Raw genomic sequence first — 16,219 nt, forward strand, 5'->3', positions numbered from 1 at the left:
TGGCTTTCAGCCATTAATTGAGCAAGGCGTTTCGTTTCTTCGTCTACTCTGAATTGTATGCGGGTATCCATTTTCAACTCCGTCTAGGTGTACACACAAACGTTAGCACGGAATTTGAGTTTACGGCAACTAACAATTACATTAAGTCGCTCGCAGGCACGCTGGGACAGTAACACTGTGGTCTCTGTCGCTTCGCTCGGATTTTAGCCCACGTGTTACTGCCCCTTATGTGGGTGTTAAGTTTCTAGAGAAGTACGTGGGCAGGAAGGAGGTTTAATGAAAAAGATGTTTTTAGCTTCATCTTTCGTGGATGTGACCGATTTATTCGTGAAATTCACCGAGGAAAAATGTGCAGGCAAAACAGTTACATTTATACCTACCGCGAGCCTTGTCGAAGAAGTGAAATTTTATGTAGACGCTGGAAAAGAGGCCCTTGAAAAATGTGGGCTAATTGTTGATGAGCTTGAAATTTCAACGGCAACAAAAGAAAAAATAGAATGCACGATTCAAAAAAATGATTACATCTATATTACTGGCGGCAACACTTTCTTTTTACTTCAAGAGCTGAAAAGAACAAGTGCGGACAAATTAATATCAGAACACATAAATTCAGGAAAAATGTATATTGGAGAGTCTGCCGGCTCCATTGTGCTTTCATGCAATATTGAGTATGTAAAAGACATGGATGATTTCACTGCCGCGCCGAACATAGGTACGTTTTCATCATTAGGTATGATTGATATTTATCCGGTTCCTCATCATACAAACTTTCCATTCAAAGAGTCAGTAGAGAGCATCATTTCTAGTTATGAAGGGAAGATGGATCTTTGCCCAATTAGCAACACACAAGCAATTATCGTAAATGGGAATAAATTTGAGATCTGGGGCATCGAAACTTAACAAATTACTGCACCGGAAAAATAACTCGCTGGCGCTCGTCATTTTCCGGTGAGTAAGGCGTTTTCTGAGTGCCTAGCCGCGCAAGGTTGTTTCTTCTGGGGCTAATTCAGTGACAGGCGAGGGTGGTTGTGCAACCGACAAGTCAATGAAGGGTGTTTCCAAAATCGCAAAGCCAGCACCCAGGCATTTTGCGTTTCTCAGCATAGCCATGTTGTATCGGCACGAACATCAGCGCTCTTTTGGTATCAGGCTTTAGAAGCGTTGCACTGTTAGACAGCAGTTGAAGAAGTAACAGCCATCGGTTTTCAGGTGTATCAGCACCGCCTCCTCTCAGGCAACTTTTTCACATCTGGCTTTTCGTATCAGGTTGTTTTAAAGTCAGTTTATTGCTTCGAGTTATCAGCATTTTTATACCAGTGGTGGCAGCAAAGCTGCGAACGTTAGTCTCTGCGGTATCTAACAATCTGATGTAGTCGCTCGCAGGCTCGCTGGGACACAAACACGGCGGCTGTGTCACTTCGTTCCGATTATAGCCGCCGTATTTGTGCCCCTAAGCAGGGTGTTAGGCATTTGAGATTGAGCACAATGAGCTTTAAAACACTTAATTCCATCACATCAGTTATCGCTCTCATATTGTTTGCCAACTTTCTAGTCGCCCCTGACTTGTTATTTTACATTTTTGGCGTTGATGGATCCGGTAGTGCATATTTCATTGGGAAACGGCTATCTGTTTTGTTTCTCGGCATTTCCGTATTAACTTGGTTTAGTCGAAATGCCAAGTATTCTGAAGCGCGACAAGCAATATGCCTAAGTATATTTATATCCATGTTTGCAATGGCTTTCCTCGGCCTTTTCGAGTACTTTCGGGGCTTTGCAGGCATCGGAATACTAATTGCTGTACTTACAGAAATGTTGATTGGGTATCTGTACTTTAAAAAATGGAACAGTGGTAAAAATGCCTAACAAACTGCTGTAGTCGCTCGCAGGCTCGCTGGGACACAAAGACGAAGTCACCAATGCATTTGTGAAGTGCACGCCGGTTGAAGCCAATTCATCAATATTGGGGGTTTGGTGCGTAGGCTGAATGAAGCCCATTCCGTCATATCGAAGATCATCAACTAATACAAATACAATGTTTCCCTTCTGGCCATGCTCGCTTTCAGTTGCCGAGGCCTGGACAAAAAGAGTAAATACACTGCAAACCGTGATTAAAACCTTTAATGTGCGCTTCAATTTATGCTCTCCAAAAAAAGTGCGCTGCCCTAGCGACTCACACTATTGCGAAACTTCTCAGTCGTCTGATGGTTCAAGCGAGATGTAATGTGATCATGTCGAGGTGAAGTAGAATATGGAAAAGTAATGCGTGCCCCAATCAAGCGCTGAGCTACCTGCAGTGAATGTAACCTACGGCGTGTATTTCGTCGCTGGTCATGAAACAAATTACTTTTAACATTTCAGTAACCACCGATCCTAGAAAAAGCCGCGGTCAGTTAAAAATCGAAATTACAGATACTAAATATCTCCATACTCGATAGACGTTGTTGCCGTTATTTTTTTCGATGTTTACTCGGCTCAATAGAGGAACGAAGTCCACGGTTTTAGCTGCGTTTAGAGCTCAGGTGTTAAACGTTTTGCTATGTATCATAGTTTGCGATAGGTGGGTATCACGAAATCGGAGTGTTCAAACGTTTCTATTTGGTTAAATTCTTGTAAACCGTTGAGTAGCTAGATTCAAAGACCGCTTTGTGAAACTAGCTAGCACATGTCGCACTTTAATAACGCGGCACAAATAACACTCTCGAATGACTACTGAGAAGAGGGACACATGAAAAGCACATCAAAATTTAAACAGTCAGCGCTGGTAACCCTTATAGCAGCTGTTTTTGCTCAATCAGCCGTTGCGCAGAACGCTGAAACCGAAGCCAAAGACTCTGAAGGTTTTGAAGTTATTATGGTTAAAGCACAGCGTACTTCGCAAGATATTCAGAAAGTACCGGTAAGTGTACAAACATTATCTTCTGACGATTTACAAAAACAAAGCATCAATGAAATCACTCAACTTTCAACGCTGGCGCCTACATTACAACTAGGGCAAGACAACACCTTTGCCATTCGCGGTATTGGCACTCAAGTGTTTGCAGAAACCATTGACCCGAGTGTGGCGTTGGCAATTGACGGCGTAAGCTTAGGGCGAAATGCGCTTGCTGGCCAACCATTCAATGACATTGCCTCCGTCGAAGTACTTAACGGTCCTCAAGGCTTGTTATTTGGTAAAAACGCATCAGCAGGTTTGGTAAACATTACAACAAGAAGGCCTGAGTTTGATGAATTCTCAGGTAATGTCTCATTAGAATATAACTACAGAGATACCACGCCCACAGATGCCAAAGGGCACATTATCAGAGGGACGGTAAATGTTCCTGTTTCAGATAATTCAGCGCTTCGTGTAAATCTGCTCAAATCGTCTCAAGATCCACTTATCGAAAACGTGTTTCCTAATGACGATGTAAGAACAGACTTAGGTCAGGATAAATCGGGGATTAAAGTTAAGTACCTTTATGAAGATGGCCCCTTTTCTTTATACGCGATTGCCGATTACAACGAAAACGAAGGCACGGCTGAGCGCTACAGCCGAACCTATCGAACCGTAGATCCAAACAGTGAGTTATTGGACTTTTTTGAGCCAGACAATATTGTTCCAGGCCCTGAAAATATGACCAACAATTCAGATGGTGCAATGTTTAACGACGTAGAGACAGGTGGAGCACAAGTTGAGTTGGCGTATGAGTTTGATAGCGGTATAGAGCTCATTAATATTGCTGCGTGGCGTTACTTCGAAAGCGATACTAATTTGCACAATGACTTTGCATCTAGAAGAGACATTGTTGATAACCCAAATACCAACGACTACGAGCAATATTCAAACGAAGTGCGACTCGTATTCCCAAAAAATGACGATTATTCAGGGCAGGTCGGACTTTTCTACTTTAATTCTACCTCTGATATGACCAACAGCTTAGACGTTGAAGGCCCTCCTCCATTTGTTGCAGTTGAGTTCCCATTTTGCGTTGGCGCAGAGATTTCTGGACCGCCGCCAGAATGTGCGTATAGCAATGACGTTTTCTTAGGGAACGACAGCGATACTGAGCTAAAACAGGAAAGCTATGCTGTTTTTGGTCAGTTCGACTTTTACTTGACCGATAAATTAACGGCTGTCGCAGGTGCTCGCGTTACGCAAGACGACATTTCAACAGACGTTTTACAAATGCAGCGTAATTACTTTGTAGGGATAGGTGGCCCGCGTGGTCGATTCCAAGAATCAGTCGATAATACCAACGTCAGTTGGAAGCTGGGCGCTAACTATGAGTACACCAATAAGGTCATGCTGTACGCATCGATTGGGCAAGGCTATAAAGCACCTGGATTTAATACAGATAACCAAGGTAACCCTGATATTCCATTTGCAGTTGAAGATGAAATATCGACCACGTTCGAGGCCGGTGTAAAGAGCAGACTGCTAGATAACAAGGTTATCTTGAACGTGTCTGTGTTTAACACTGATTTTGATAACTACCAAGCGCAGTCGTTTAATCTAGACGCTCAAGCGTTCATTATTCAAAATGCGGCAAGCGTAACGTCCCGAGGTGCTGAGATTTCATTAAAGGCCATGGCAACTGAAAACCTCACGCTCCAATGGGACACGTCATTACTAGACGCAACGTTTGATAACTTTGAAGGTGCATCGTGTACGCCGGATTCTGAAGTTTGTGGTCCTGACGATGCGTTCTTTGATGCCTCGGGTTACACGCTTCCAATGGCACCTGATATTACTTCAACGCTGCAAGCAAACTATGAACAAGAGTTGACCGAAAACATGTACGGTTTTGTGAATGCAAACGTATACTATCGCTCGGAAACGTCTTATGGAATTGGTTCGCCTCAGAGAGAACTTGATGCAATAACAACCTTAAATTTGAGTGCCGGTATCTCTACCTACGATGGCTTAAACGTCTCTGTTTTCTGCAACAACTGTACTGATGAAAAGTATCCTGTTTCTATCGGTTTTGATGCAGGTGAAAACAATGAAGGGTTAGCCTCAACTGTACAGACATGGGGACTTAACTCAATGCGTACCATTGGTGTAAGAGTATCTCAAGATTTCTAATCAACTAAAGCGCTAGGCCTGCGCCTAGCGCACTTTTCACTCATTAAAGACCCAAAAAATTCGATATCCTGTAACTATCGTTTTTAACGATAGTTACATATCCAAATTATCAACTATTTCTCACTTTGTGATTCATTTAACATAATTTGTTAATTTTGTTTTAAAATTTTTCGACGATGTTGCGATTTACATGGCCTGGCAAACAGGGCAAAAGCGCGCATACTGCATGGAAAAAATTCATATGAAGTTTATAAAAAGATGCTCTGTTTTGATGGTTTTTCTTTCCGTACCCACTTTTTCTTCAGCTAATACGTCAGACGAGCTTAAACTTGGCCACGCGCCAGTTGAAGACATTGTTAGAGCAATGACACTAGATGAAAAAGTAATGCTTGTTCGAGGAACGGGTATGGCCATGGAAACAGGTGGCCCGCAAGTCGGTGTAACTAAAGATAAAGTGCCTGGGGCCGCAGGAACAACTTATGCGATAGAGCGACTAGGTATTCCTTCCATCGTTTTTGCTGACGGCCCTGCAGGTGTGCGTATTTCGCCCACTAGAGATGACCATGAAGCAACCTTTAACGCCACTGCTTTTCCTATCGCCACCTTAATCGGTTCAAGCTGGAACCTTTCTCTTGTTCAAAAATTTGGGCAAGCGGTAGGTAATGAGGCCAAAGCGTACGGCATTGATGTGATGCTAGCGCCTGCATTGAATATACATCGGCATGCAATGGGAGGGCGGAACTTTGAGTATTTTTCTGAAGATCCCGTTGTAAGTGGAATGATGTCTGCTGCGTATGTTCAAGGCCTGCAATACCAGGGGGTAGGTGCAACGCTAAAGCACTTTGTTGCTAACAACCACGAATGGAATCGTGATCAAATTGATGTAGAAGTAGATGAAAAAACGTTTAGGGAAATCTATTTAAAAGGGTTTGAAATTGCCATAAAAGAGAGCGCACCATGGGCGTTAATGTCTTCGTACAATAAAGTTAATGGCGAATATACATCCGAAAGCAGTGCTATTTTAACGGACACCCTTCGTCACCAGTGGGGGTTCGACGGCGTTGTGATGACGGATTGGTTTGGTGGCGATAATCCCGTAAAGCAAATGTCGGCGGGCAACGATTTACTGATGCCTGGTATGGATCATCAAAATGCTATCATCAAAGGTGCCGTTGAGAACGGTGCACTAGAAGAGTCTGTTTTAGATCGTAACGTTATCAATATTTTGAATCTAATTGTCAAAACCCACTCGTTTAAGAAAAGCACGGTCACCAACAAACCACCCCTTCAAGAACATGCCAAACTCGCTCGCGAAATCGCTACAGATGGGATGGTACTGCTTAAAAATGAACACCAGACACTACCTTTACAGGCTGGTGCTTCAGTTGCGTTGCTTGGTAATAGTTCGTATCAAACAGCGATTGGCGGCACTGGCAGTGGCGATGTTCACGAAGCTTACAGTATTTCAATAGCGCAAGGGCTTAAGAACGCAGGAATACGTTTGAGCGAGGAATTATCATTACGTTACGATAAACACATCGCAAGTGAAACTGCCAATTTGCCTGTATCCCACCACCCTTTAGCGGACATGATGCCAAGCCCTGCATTAGGTGAATTAGACATATCAACAACACTGGCTGAAGCGCTTGCACAAACCCACGATGTTGCCATCTTTACTTTAGGTCGCAATTCAGGAGAGTTCGTAGATAGAGAGCGTGAAGACTTTTATCTTACAGAACATGAACAGGCTCTTCTGACTGAGCTATCACGCGCTTTCTCGACCAAAAACAAACCTTTTATCGTTCTTTTAAATGTTGGCGGTGTAATCGAGACGCAGAGCTGGAAAGAAAAAGCTGACGCCATATTGCTTACTCATCTACCTGGACAAGAAGCGGGTAATGCAGTGGCTGATATACTTACTGGTGAAGTAAGCCCGTCAGGCAAGCTTGCATCAACATGGCCACTTAAGCTTGAAGATTATCCATCAGATAAAGGCTTTCCTGGTTTTATCACCGATAAAGAAGCAGAACCAAATGGCATAACCGGCTCTCAACCTTCTAAAGTTGTTTATCAAGAGGGGACACGAGTAGGCTACAGGTACTTTGATGCGGCGAACGAAGCGGTAGCTTTTCCTTTTGGCTTTGGCCTGTCATACGCTAACTTTAGCTATCAAAACGTGTCTTTAAGCAGTACGTCTTTTTCAGATGAGGTGAAAGTTAAGGTAACGGTTACTAATACCGGGGAGGTGCCAGCCAAAGACGTCGTTCAGCTTTATATTGGTGCACCACAAGGCCCACAATCCTTAATTAAAAAGCAGTTGAAGCATTTCGCTAAAACAACGCTGTTAGCGCCCAAGGCGTCAGAAGATGTAGTGTTTACCTTAACCGCAGAAGATCTCATGTCGTTCAATACAGAAAAAAACGCTTGGTACGCCGAGGCCGGGTTGTATGACGTGCATCTTGCTTCTTCATCTAAAAACATTTTTTCAACCCAGCCCCTTGAGTTGAAAAGCTCCATTTACCAGCCGCTTTAAAGGAGATTGCGATGTTAAGAAAAATTATAGCGATAGCATTATTAGCGGCGAATACGTCACAGGTAATGAGCGCTGAATTTGATGAGCAACGAGACAGCGAAAAGCCGAATATCGTTCTTGTTGTGGCAGAAGATTTAAGCGCGCGTATTGGTGCCTATGGTGACGACGTTGCGCGTACGCCAAACTTAGACAGCTTGGCTAACGAAGGCGTAATGTTCAACAATGTGTATACCATGGCTGGTGTTTGCGCACCATCTAGAGCGGGGCTTATCACTGGTGCTCCGCCACACAGAGTAGGTCTTCAGCATATGCGTACTGCAGACAGAGAGTATTTTGGTGTTCCGCCTGCACAGGTCAAAGCCTATCCTGAAATTCTTCGTAAAAATGGGTACTTTACTTACAACGATATCAAGACCGACTACCAATTTGCCAAAGGTGCCGTTGGCGTGGGGCCTTTTACTATTTGGAGTGCTAACGGAAATGTTCGCAACCCTGAAGACTCTCTAGTGCCTTCGGCATGGAGAACAAATGACCTGCAGGGTAAACCGTTTTTCCTAAACTTAAACCCTTTTATTACACACGAGTCAGCGCTGTTTATACCAGAAAATACGCCACCTCATTTAGAGCAAATGAACCAAATCAGTGAAGGGATCCGCGCAAACTACCAATTCAGTACACCCGACTTAGATAAAATTACGGTGCCTCCTTATTTAGTCGATACAAAAGAAACGCGGCAGGAAATCGCGAGGTTTTATGAGAATATCGAGGTGATGGACCAACAAGTTGGGGCTGTCATCGAGAATTTGAAGAAAGATAAACTGTGGGACAACACCATCTTTATTTTTACCACCGACCATGGTGATGCGTTCCCTCGCAGTAAGCGCGAAGGGTTAGTTTCAGGTATCAAAGTGCCAATGATTATGCACATTCCTGAAAAATATAAACCTGATTGGATGCCAGGAAGTGGTCAAACGATAGACAGGTTAGTGTCTTTTGAAGACATAGCGCCAACCCTGTTGGGTTTTGCAGGCATCGAAAGGTTACCCTATATGCAGGGGGTTGATTTGTCTGATGACGCACCGGTCAAACGGCACTATATTTTTGCTGATCGTGCCAGAATGGACGCTGTCGATCTTCGCTCTTACTACGTGTTAGACGAAAAATATCAGTACGTACGCAACTACGCTACCCAACCAAATGGCTCTGAAATTAAATTCAGAAACGTACTCTCATCAGTTAAAGCGTTGAACAATGCTAAAGCGAGCAACACGCTTACAGCTCAGCAGAAAAAATGGTTCGACAGCAAGGTGGCAGAGGAGCTTTATGACTTATCAAAAGATGCTGAGCAGCTTGTTAACTTAGCGAGCAATCCTGATTACGCGCATGTTCTGTCGCGTTTCAGAGAGCAATTGGATAACTGGCGTAATCTTGGTAGTGACTACAACTTAATTGAAGAGAACGTATTAATTCAAGATAGCGGAAATCGTCATGACGCGCAGCAAACAACCCTTCCTGCCGTTGCCGAGATTGATGAGATCACAGGTAAAGTTTTCATAGCCCCTAGAACAGAAGGTGCATCCATAGGCTATAGCTATGACAACAAAGTATGGCAAGTTTATGATAAAAGCTTTGTACCAGATAGTGCGCACAATAAGCTTTTCATCAAAGCGGTACGCTATGGCTGGGCAGAAAGTGAAGTTATCACATTAATGTACTAGCAACCACTAAGCTGGCTCTGCAAGGCAGCGCCAGCGCCTTCAAAGGGATCTCTCTTTAAAAAAATCTGCTACAGCCTTCTAGTCCAGCTGTAGCTATTTTTGTAGTCTTTCAATACCTAACTATTTGCGGCGTTAGCGTTTTTGGCCGCGCTACTAGCGCTTGTAAAAACAAAGCATGCGCAGCCGCTTGTTGCAAAATAGCCGATAATTAAGATTCTCAGCGAGCCCTCATGCACCTAGGGCCTACATTTTTCTAGGCTTGTATAGCTTATACGTATTGGAATTAAATAAGTCGATATGATTGATAGTGGCAAGAGAGTGCTCTTTTAATAAAGCCTCCACACGCGCACCTTGGCCTTTGATCATGGCATCTGCAATAGCATGATGCTGAGTATGAGCGTATTTGAGGCGATGAAACTCTCTGTTTAATTGGTTCGGGTCGTATGCAATGGCACTTACCGAGGCGAAAGGAAAATGTTCATTTAGCTGCAACGCACTTTTAATCGACGTGTTTCCGCTTGCGTTGATAATAATATCGTGAAACGTTTCGTTCATCTGTTGATATGCTTCTATGCCAGCCTCGTCAATGCTGCCATCAACAAATAGTGCATCTCCCTGTGCCAAGCACGTTTTTAGCTGTTCAATTGTGTGCTCGCTGCATCCTATCTCAACCGCTTGTCTGGCTGCTAGCCCTTCAAGTACACCGCGCACTTCTACCGAATTCGTAATTTCTGTGACGGTGACTTCTTTTACTCGATAGCCTCTAGCAGGAAGCTTTTCAAGAAGTCCTTCCTGCGCTAAAGAGCGCAGCGCAATACGAACCGGGGTTCTTGATACTCCTAAGGCTTCTGCAGCTTGCGTTTCTGCCAGACGCTTCCCAGCAGGGAATTCACCCATCAATATTTTCTCTCGAAGAATACTGACTACGGCTGGGTTCGTTTTTGTCTCGCTCATAATTCACTTACATACATCGAAATTGGATCCAATTTACCGTTTTTAATCAGTGCAACTCAAGCCCTGTTTCCTGCTAGTTGGCGATTATCAAGGGTGCTTAGGACCTTAAAGGACACGTTATTTAATTATTGGATCCAATTTACGTTTAAATAACTTGATTTTAACGTATTATGGCATATATTGGATCCAATTTTGGATGGGGACAACAATATGAAAGAAAAAATTTATCCGCTAAATACCTGGTATGTAGCGTGTTATTCACATGAAGTAAATTCTGACAAACCATTAGCACGTACAATTTGCGATGTGCCACTGGTTTTTTTCCGCGATAGCAATAAAACCGTTGCTGCGGTTGAAGATTTTTGTCCCCATCGCGGCGCACCTCTTTCGCTAGGCTATGTTGAAAATGGAAAGCTGGTGTGTGGCTATCATGGCCTCGTGATGGGGAGAGAAGGTAAAACCGACGCTATGCCCAAGCAGCGGGTAGACAAATTTCCATGCATCAAAGCGTTCAAAGTCGTCGAAAAGTACGGCTTTATCTGGCTGTGGCCGGGCGAACAAGACCTTGCAGATGAAAATGCGTTACCTAATCTATTTTGGGCTGATAGCCCTGATTGGGCTTATGGTGGTGGGCTGTATCACATTAATTGCGATTATCGGTTAATGGTAGATAACCTGATGGATCTCACCCACGAAACCTACGTGCACTCAACAAGTATCGGGCAATCAGAAATAGAAGAAGCACCAGTAAATACAAAAGTTGAGGGTGCACAGGTTGTGACCTCACGCTTTATGGAAAATATTGTAGCCCCTCCATTTTGGCAAGCGGCTTTGGAAGCCAATGATTTACCTAAAGAAGGAAGCGTAGACCGATGGCAAGTTTGTCGCTTCGACTTACCCAGCCACATTATGATTGAAGTGGGTGTGGCAGTGGCGGGAGAAGGCGGTATCAATGCAGCACCAGATAAAAGGGCTGGCAGTATCGTTGTCGACTTTATAACGCCAGAATCTGACCAATCCATACATTATTTTTGGGGAATGGCGCGAGATTTCAAAGTTGACGATACAACACTAACTGAGCAAATTAAGCAGCAGCAGGGAGCGGTATTTGCTGAAGATCAAGAAATCTTAGAAGAGCAACAGAAGAACTTAAACTTATATCCCGATAGGCAGCTTCTCATGCTGGATATCGATTCTGGCGGTGTTATGGCCAGAAGAATGATAACCCGCGCTATCAAAGCTGAAAGCCGTTAAGTTAAGGGAGATAAAGTTTATGCAAAACGTTAAGATAACACTTAAAGAAAAGCTTACCGATAACATTACAAGGCTTAAACTAAGTGCCGTTGATGGTACAAGTCTGGCGCCATGGGAACCCGGTGCACACATAGAACTGCATTTAGCTAATGGGTTACTCAGACAATACTCCTTGTGTGGCGCTTCTTACAATAGCGACTATGAAATTGCAATTCTGCGTGAAAGCAATAGCCGTGGCGGCTCATCGTTTATTCACGATGAGTTGGAAGCTGGTCATGAGCTACAAATTAGTGAACCCAAAAATCACTTCCCGTTTACCCTGCCCGCTAAGGATACTACAGTACTATTTCTTGCCGCAGGAATTGGCATAACCCCCATTTTGCCTATGGCAGATTTATGCGAGGAAAAAGGACTGCCCTTTGAATTTAGTGTGTGTGCAACTAATTCCTCTGCAATGCCCTACGGCGACAGAATAAGGCAGTTGCCAAATACGAAGTTCTACTTTTCTAACGATACTCAGTCGTCTCGACTTAGCGTAAAGGACTATTTGAAAAGTAAATCTACCCATATGCCTATTTATGTGTGCGGCCCTCAGCGATTTATTGATGATGTTATAGAAAGTGCACTTGCGCTTGGTTGGAATGACACGCTAATAAACCGAGAGTACTTTTCAATCGATAAAAGCAGTCTTGAAAGTGACGAAGATAAAGCTTTTGATGTAGAGATAAAAAGTACCGGTCAAATAATTCACGTTCCAGCAGATGAAACCATTCTTACCACATTAGAAGACAGCGGCATTTTTCTTCCTGTTGCGTGTGAAGAAGGGGTCTGCGGAACCTGCGTAACTAAAGTTCTGGAAGGTGACGTCGAGCATCGTGATGTGTTTTTAAACGAAGAAGAAAGAGCGGATGGCGCCTTGATGACACCGTGTTGTTCTCGAGCAAAAGGCACAAAGCTGGTTTTGGATCTTTAACTTTAACAGGTTTTAGTTTTTTATATTTAAAGCAAAAAAGCTAGCAGTAAACTGCTAGCTTTTATTTTATAAGCACTTTAAAAGTTTAGATAGGCTGTGCTAAAGCAATAATAGATTCGCGCATAATTTGTGTGTGCTCTTCTTTATCGCCACCTTCTATTTCTATATGACATAAGCGAGCAGAATTTTCGACAACCATTCTACAGCGCTCCCAGCGTCTTTCTAAGAACGAATTGAGTGCCTGTTCAACTGTAACATCCTTTGCTAACTCTTCAGCTAAAACGATGGCACTTTCAATGCCTATGCACGCCCCTGAAGCTAAATGCGGAGTGGTTGCGGCCACAGTATCTCCAATCAGCACCACTCTTTTTCTATGCCAGGGGGCAGGTACTAAAAGATTTCCCAGAGCTCGAAAATCGATAAGTGAATTTTCATTCAGCATATCTTTAAACTGATTAACCATGGGGGCAGGGAAGGTACCCATTAATTCTTTCAGTTTTTCAACGTAAGTGGCGGGGTCGTATTTAGGTCTTTCCTTTTTGTCTTCTGTCAAAAACAGGTACATTTCATCTTTAGACATAGGGTTAACACCAACTTTCAAGTGCGGACCTACCCATATCATCGTATTTTTTACTTCAGGAAGTTTTGGCAGCACAGCGCGCCACACACCTTGGCCGATATATTTTGGTGCTTCAACTTCAGGAAATACATCTTTACGTACTTGCGAGTGCACGCCGTCTGCACCGATAACTAGGTCGTAGGTTTTGGTCGTACCGTCGGTAAAACTGACTTCTACTCCCTCGTCGGTATTAACCATTTCTTTATAGGTACAGCCTAAGCGCACATTCGCACCAGACGCCAGGGTTTTTTCGGCAAGGATCTTTGCAAGGGTAGGTCGCATAATTGCGCCTGCGCCTGGTATACCGTCAGCGTTGGCAACAGAGGGCGTAGGAACATGCGCTAAATGCAAGCCGTGCGGCGCAAATAAATCTAATCCGTCGTGTGCATGGCCTTGCTCTAAAAACTCATCCAATATCCCAATCGTTTTGAATGCTCGTAAAGTTGCACCGCCAATGCTGATACCCGCGCCGTCTGTACGCCAGTTTTCATCTATCTCCACTAAGTCTGTTTCTATATTACGCTTTCTCAATTCGATAGCGGCGGTCATACCTGAAAAACCGCCCCCAATTATTAAAACATTGCTCACACTTGATTTCATAATTTAAAGGCCTTTATTGTTTTTTTTGAAATCCAAATTTGTTGGTTCGATTCAATTCGTATTGGTATTTTTTGAATTCGCTGATGTTTACAAGGTCCTTGAATACAAACACCCGTCGCTATGTCGAATAGCGCGCCATGTGCAGCACAAACAATATGCTCGCCTTTTACATCAGTGTACTCATGTCGCTTCCATGGAAGTGTAGTATTGTTGTAGTGAGGGCAAACATCTAAATAAGCGAAAAACTGGTTGTTTTTTCGAGTAACGAAGAACGTATCTTTACCATTTTCGCCTATCTTGAACCCTTTTGCCTTCCCCTCCGGGATCTCTTGGGTACTGCACACTAAGTGTTCGTCCATAACGGCAGTCTATTTAGCAGGCGGTCCACCTGAAGGTGCCCACTTCTCTCTATGTTCTAACAAAAAGATTTGAGAGTAGTCTGGCCCCATGTTCGCTGCGCGCTCCTGCCACGTGTCGTCATGCTGATCCATATCGGCATCAAATTCCATATTGCAACCAAACGGACTTTTGAAATACCAAAACCAATTCGACCCATAAATGTGGCGACCGGGCCCCCAAAAGCTCTGATAACCTTTGTTCACCATGTTCGTGCCCGCCCTGACAACATCTGTCGGGCCGCCAAGGTGGAACGTAAAGTGCTCAATACCCTTCATGTGAGGTGGGGTCTTTATAAAGAACAACGTGTGATGGTCCGTTGTACCTGCTGGGCGCATAAACGCCCCAACACCGTTAAACCTGTCAGTGGTTTTAAAGCCCAGGCGCTGCTCGTAAAACTGTTCCATAGCGGCTGAGTCAGGCACAAAATATACAACGTGAGATAATGAGTGGATCTTCGGTGGCGTTGATTCGTCTACTCCGTTCACATTCACGCCACGGTTAATATCGCCCGGCGCATTTATTTTTTCTGACTGTAAGTCTGTTGTGTTGCGAAGGGTAATTTGAAAACCTAATACAAAGCCTAAATCGTCGACAGCTTCAATACTTCCGTCAGAAAGTACTTTTACTTCTCTGTCTTTAGACAATTCAGCGTTAATGGCATCTAAACTCGCTTGATCCGGAACACCGTAAACCGTTTTTCTAATGCTAGCGCCGGTTTCTAACGGTGCAGGTAATGAGGGGTCGTCTTTCAACCAAATTTCTAGGCCGGTACCGTCTTGAGCAACAAAATTGTGCTCATCTACTTGTTTAAGCCCATAATCCAAAACGAATTGTGTTGTTGCGTTTGTGTCATCTACACCAAAGACTAGCTTGTCTAAGCCAATAATATTCATCGTTTTTTCCTTCTAGGCAGTACGCGCGTTAAAGGTTTCAGCAACCCAGTCCGCGATGTATTGACCCGCGTTAGCACTGTTATCGAAACTCGAGTGTTGAACACCACCTTCTCGCTCGGTAAAAATCTTAAGTTCTCGTTTCGGGCTGTTTACAAGCTGCTCATAGGTTCTTTCTGCCCATTTAAGAGGGATTTGTGAGTCCTTCGAACCATGGGTGACCAAAAATGGCACTTTGATCTTTTCAACTTGCCCGTCTAAGTGAACGTTCTCGGCGATTTCCATGAATTCTTCCATGGTTTCTGCACCCCATACCCATTTCACGTGCGCCCAGTAATGCGGCACTGGAAAATCACCTTCCTTTTCTAAGCGACGCTTCTGAACATCTCGCCAATCATGGTTTGCACCCCAGCAAACACCCAAGGCTAAACGTGGCTCGTTAGCGACGGCGCGAGGGCAGAAATAACCGCCAAGCGATACGCCTTCCATCCCAATGCGGCTGCTGTCTATCTCTTCGCGCTGCTCTAGCCAATCAACAGCTGGAGACGTCCAGTGCTCGCTGTCGTAACGGGCATTAAGGCCCTGTAGTCTTAACGCTTCACCTGTTCCAGGCTGATCTAAAATCAACGAAGAAACCCCACGCTTGGCAAGCCAACCCGGTAAGCCAACGCGATATTTCATTTCTTTGGTTGAGTCTAAGCCGTTAACCTGGATTAACACGGGGGCGGGGCCTTCTACATTTTCAGCTCTGACATACAGTGCTGATATGTGTTTGCCTTCATAAGGAATTTCCACACGCTCACAGTTTTCTTTGCCCAAGGTAATAGATTTTTGAAAAAGCTCGAGCTGATGCTTATACAACTCTAGGCGTCCTGGCGCTTTGTGGGCTTGTAGGCGTTCGCACGTAATTAAGTACGAGGAAGCACGGTTGTATTTTTCAGCCGCTGAAAACAATCGGCCTTGGCTTTCATCTTCTTCGGCAAGCTCGACGAGTTTATTTGCCATTTTTGCCCAGGTATCACGAAATGCCTGCACACCTTCTTTGTCGGGTTGTTTTGCCGCTTCTTTTAATGGCGCACACATTTCTTCAATTTCGCCAATACGTGCACCCATTTCTATGGCCAGGTCGACTGACAGGTTCCAAACATAGTTTGTCGGGAAATATTTAAACATTGTAGTTTCCTGATTTTTCTGCGGCGCAAATGCGCCAAGTT

At 44.1% G+C, this 16,219-nt stretch carries 13 protein-coding genes; 7 read left to right on the forward strand and 6 right to left on the reverse strand.

Features of this window, described 5'->3' with window-relative positions; translation table 11 throughout:
• Positions 1-276: 276 nt before the first annotated feature.
• Complete coding sequence (locus ACXAGX_RS18530) at positions 277-900, forward strand: Type 1 glutamine amidotransferase-like domain-containing protein (RefSeq protein WP_474840186.1); 624 nt, start codon at positions 277-279, stop codon at positions 898-900.
• Between the two features lie 585 nt (positions 901-1,485).
• Positions 1,486-1,863 carry a hypothetical protein gene (locus ACXAGX_RS18535; protein WP_474824806.1) on the forward strand — a complete coding sequence of 126 codons (378 nt, stop codon included), beginning with the start codon at positions 1,486-1,488 and terminating at the stop codon, positions 1,861-1,863.
• Here ACXAGX_RS18535 and ACXAGX_RS18540 read toward each other — a convergent pair.
• A complete protein-coding gene (locus tag ACXAGX_RS18540) occupies positions 1,789-2,133 on the reverse strand; it encodes a sulfatase-like hydrolase/transferase (protein WP_474824578.1) in 345 nt (114 codons plus the stop codon). The genes ACXAGX_RS18535 and ACXAGX_RS18540 overlap by 75 nt on opposite strands.
• 592 nt (positions 2,134-2,725) lie before the next feature.
• Between ACXAGX_RS18540 and ACXAGX_RS18545 the strand changes: the two genes are divergently transcribed.
• The 3 genes from ACXAGX_RS18545 (at position 2,726) to ACXAGX_RS18555 (ending at position 9,316) form a co-directional block, all read left to right on the forward strand.
• Complete coding sequence (locus tag ACXAGX_RS18545) at positions 2,726-5,065, forward strand: TonB-dependent receptor (RefSeq protein ID WP_474840188.1); 2,340 nt, start codon at positions 2,726-2,728, stop codon at positions 5,063-5,065.
• A gap of 226 nt (positions 5,066-5,291) precedes the next feature.
• Complete coding sequence (locus ACXAGX_RS18550; protein WP_474824580.1) at positions 5,292-7,598, forward strand: beta-glucosidase; 2,307 nt, start codon at positions 5,292-5,294, stop codon at positions 7,596-7,598.
• Positions 7,599-7,609: 11 nt separating this feature from the next.
• Positions 7,610-9,316, forward strand: a complete 1,707-nt coding sequence (locus ACXAGX_RS18555; protein ID WP_474840190.1) for a sulfatase family protein — start codon at positions 7,610-7,612, stop codon at positions 9,314-9,316.
• Between the two features lie 243 nt (positions 9,317-9,559).
• On the opposite strand, the gene ACXAGX_RS18560 is transcribed toward ACXAGX_RS18555, so the two are convergent.
• Entirely contained in the window at positions 9,560-10,270 is a 711-nt protein-coding gene (locus ACXAGX_RS18560) for a GntR family transcriptional regulator (protein ID WP_474824582.1), read from the reverse strand.
• Between the two features lie 210 nt (positions 10,271-10,480).
• Here ACXAGX_RS18560 and ACXAGX_RS18565 point away from each other — a divergent pair, with 210 nt between their 5' ends.
• Both ACXAGX_RS18565 and ACXAGX_RS18570 read left to right on the forward strand, forming a co-directional pair.
• The gene (locus ACXAGX_RS18565) at positions 10,481-11,524 is read left to right on the forward strand and encodes a Rieske 2Fe-2S domain-containing protein (RefSeq protein WP_474840192.1); all 1,044 of its coding nucleotides are present in this window, start codon (positions 10,481-10,483) and stop codon (positions 11,522-11,524) included.
• 19 nt (positions 11,525-11,543) lie between these two features.
• On the forward strand, positions 11,544-12,497 hold the full coding sequence (locus ACXAGX_RS18570) for a PDR/VanB family oxidoreductase (RefSeq protein WP_474840194.1): 954 nt from the start codon (positions 11,544-11,546) through the stop codon (positions 12,495-12,497).
• A gap of 85 nt (positions 12,498-12,582) precedes the next feature.
• Here the strand turns inward: ACXAGX_RS18570 and ACXAGX_RS18575 are convergent, their stop codons facing one another.
• From ACXAGX_RS18575 to ACXAGX_RS18590, 4 genes are read right to left on the reverse strand one after another with little or no spacing between them, the layout of a single operon-like run.
• Positions 12,583-13,716: an FAD-dependent oxidoreductase gene (locus tag ACXAGX_RS18575; RefSeq protein ID WP_474840196.1), complete on the reverse strand. Its 1,134-nt coding sequence runs from the start codon at positions 13,714-13,716 to the stop codon at positions 12,583-12,585.
• Entirely contained in the window at positions 13,713-14,075 is a 363-nt protein-coding gene (locus ACXAGX_RS18580) for a Rieske (2Fe-2S) protein (protein ID WP_474824586.1), read from the reverse strand. Before ACXAGX_RS18580 ends, ACXAGX_RS18575 begins: the two co-directional genes overlap by 4 nt.
• Before the next feature lie 9 nt (positions 14,076-14,084).
• Positions 14,085-15,008 (reverse strand): VOC family protein, encoded by a 924-nt coding sequence (locus tag ACXAGX_RS18585; protein WP_474824587.1) that lies wholly within the window; start codon positions 15,006-15,008, stop codon positions 14,085-14,087.
• Positions 15,009-15,020: 12 nt separating this feature from the next.
• Positions 15,021-16,178 (reverse strand): alpha/beta hydrolase family protein, encoded by a 1,158-nt coding sequence (locus ACXAGX_RS18590; protein ID WP_474824588.1) that lies wholly within the window; start codon positions 16,176-16,178, stop codon positions 15,021-15,023.
• Positions 16,179-16,219 lie beyond the last annotated feature (41 nt).

This window comes from Alteromonas sp. ABV4_515, from assembly GCF_056160345.1.

Excerpts from the sequence above, each read along its gene's own strand:
- ACXAGX_RS18570 (WP_474840194.1), top strand. The coding sequence starts at position 11,544 with ATGCAAAACGTTAAGATAACACTTAAAGAAAAGCTTACCGATAACATT.
- ACXAGX_RS18555 (WP_474840190.1), top strand. The coding sequence starts at position 7,610 with ATGTTAAGAAAAATTATAGCGATAGCATTATTAGCGGCGAATACGTCA.
- ACXAGX_RS18590 (WP_474824588.1), bottom strand. The coding sequence starts at position 16,178 with ATGTTTAAATATTTCCCGACAAACTATGTTTGGAACCTGTCAGTCGAC.
- ACXAGX_RS18530 (WP_474840186.1), top strand. The coding sequence starts at position 277 with ATGAAAAAGATGTTTTTAGCTTCATCTTTCGTGGATGTGACCGATTTA.
- ACXAGX_RS18560 (WP_474824582.1), bottom strand. The coding sequence starts at position 10,270 with ATGAGCGAGACAAAAACGAACCCAGCCGTAGTCAGTATTCTTCGAGAG.
- ACXAGX_RS18580 (WP_474824586.1), bottom strand. The coding sequence starts at position 14,075 with ATGGACGAACACTTAGTGTGCAGTACCCAAGAGATCCCGGAGGGGAAG.
- ACXAGX_RS18565 (WP_474840192.1), top strand. The coding sequence starts at position 10,481 with ATGAAAGAAAAAATTTATCCGCTAAATACCTGGTATGTAGCGTGTTAT.
- ACXAGX_RS18535 (WP_474824806.1), top strand. The coding sequence starts at position 1,486 with ATGAGCTTTAAAACACTTAATTCCATCACATCAGTTATCGCTCTCATA.
- ACXAGX_RS18550 (WP_474824580.1), top strand. The coding sequence starts at position 5,292 with ATGGAAAAAATTCATATGAAGTTTATAAAAAGATGCTCTGTTTTGATG.
- ACXAGX_RS18575 (WP_474840196.1), bottom strand. The coding sequence starts at position 13,716 with ATGAAATCAAGTGTGAGCAATGTTTTAATAATTGGGGGCGGTTTTTCA.
- ACXAGX_RS18585 (WP_474824587.1), bottom strand. The coding sequence starts at position 15,008 with ATGAATATTATTGGCTTAGACAAGCTAGTCTTTGGTGTAGATGACACA.
- ACXAGX_RS18545 (WP_474840188.1), top strand. The coding sequence starts at position 2,726 with ATGAAAAGCACATCAAAATTTAAACAGTCAGCGCTGGTAACCCTTATA.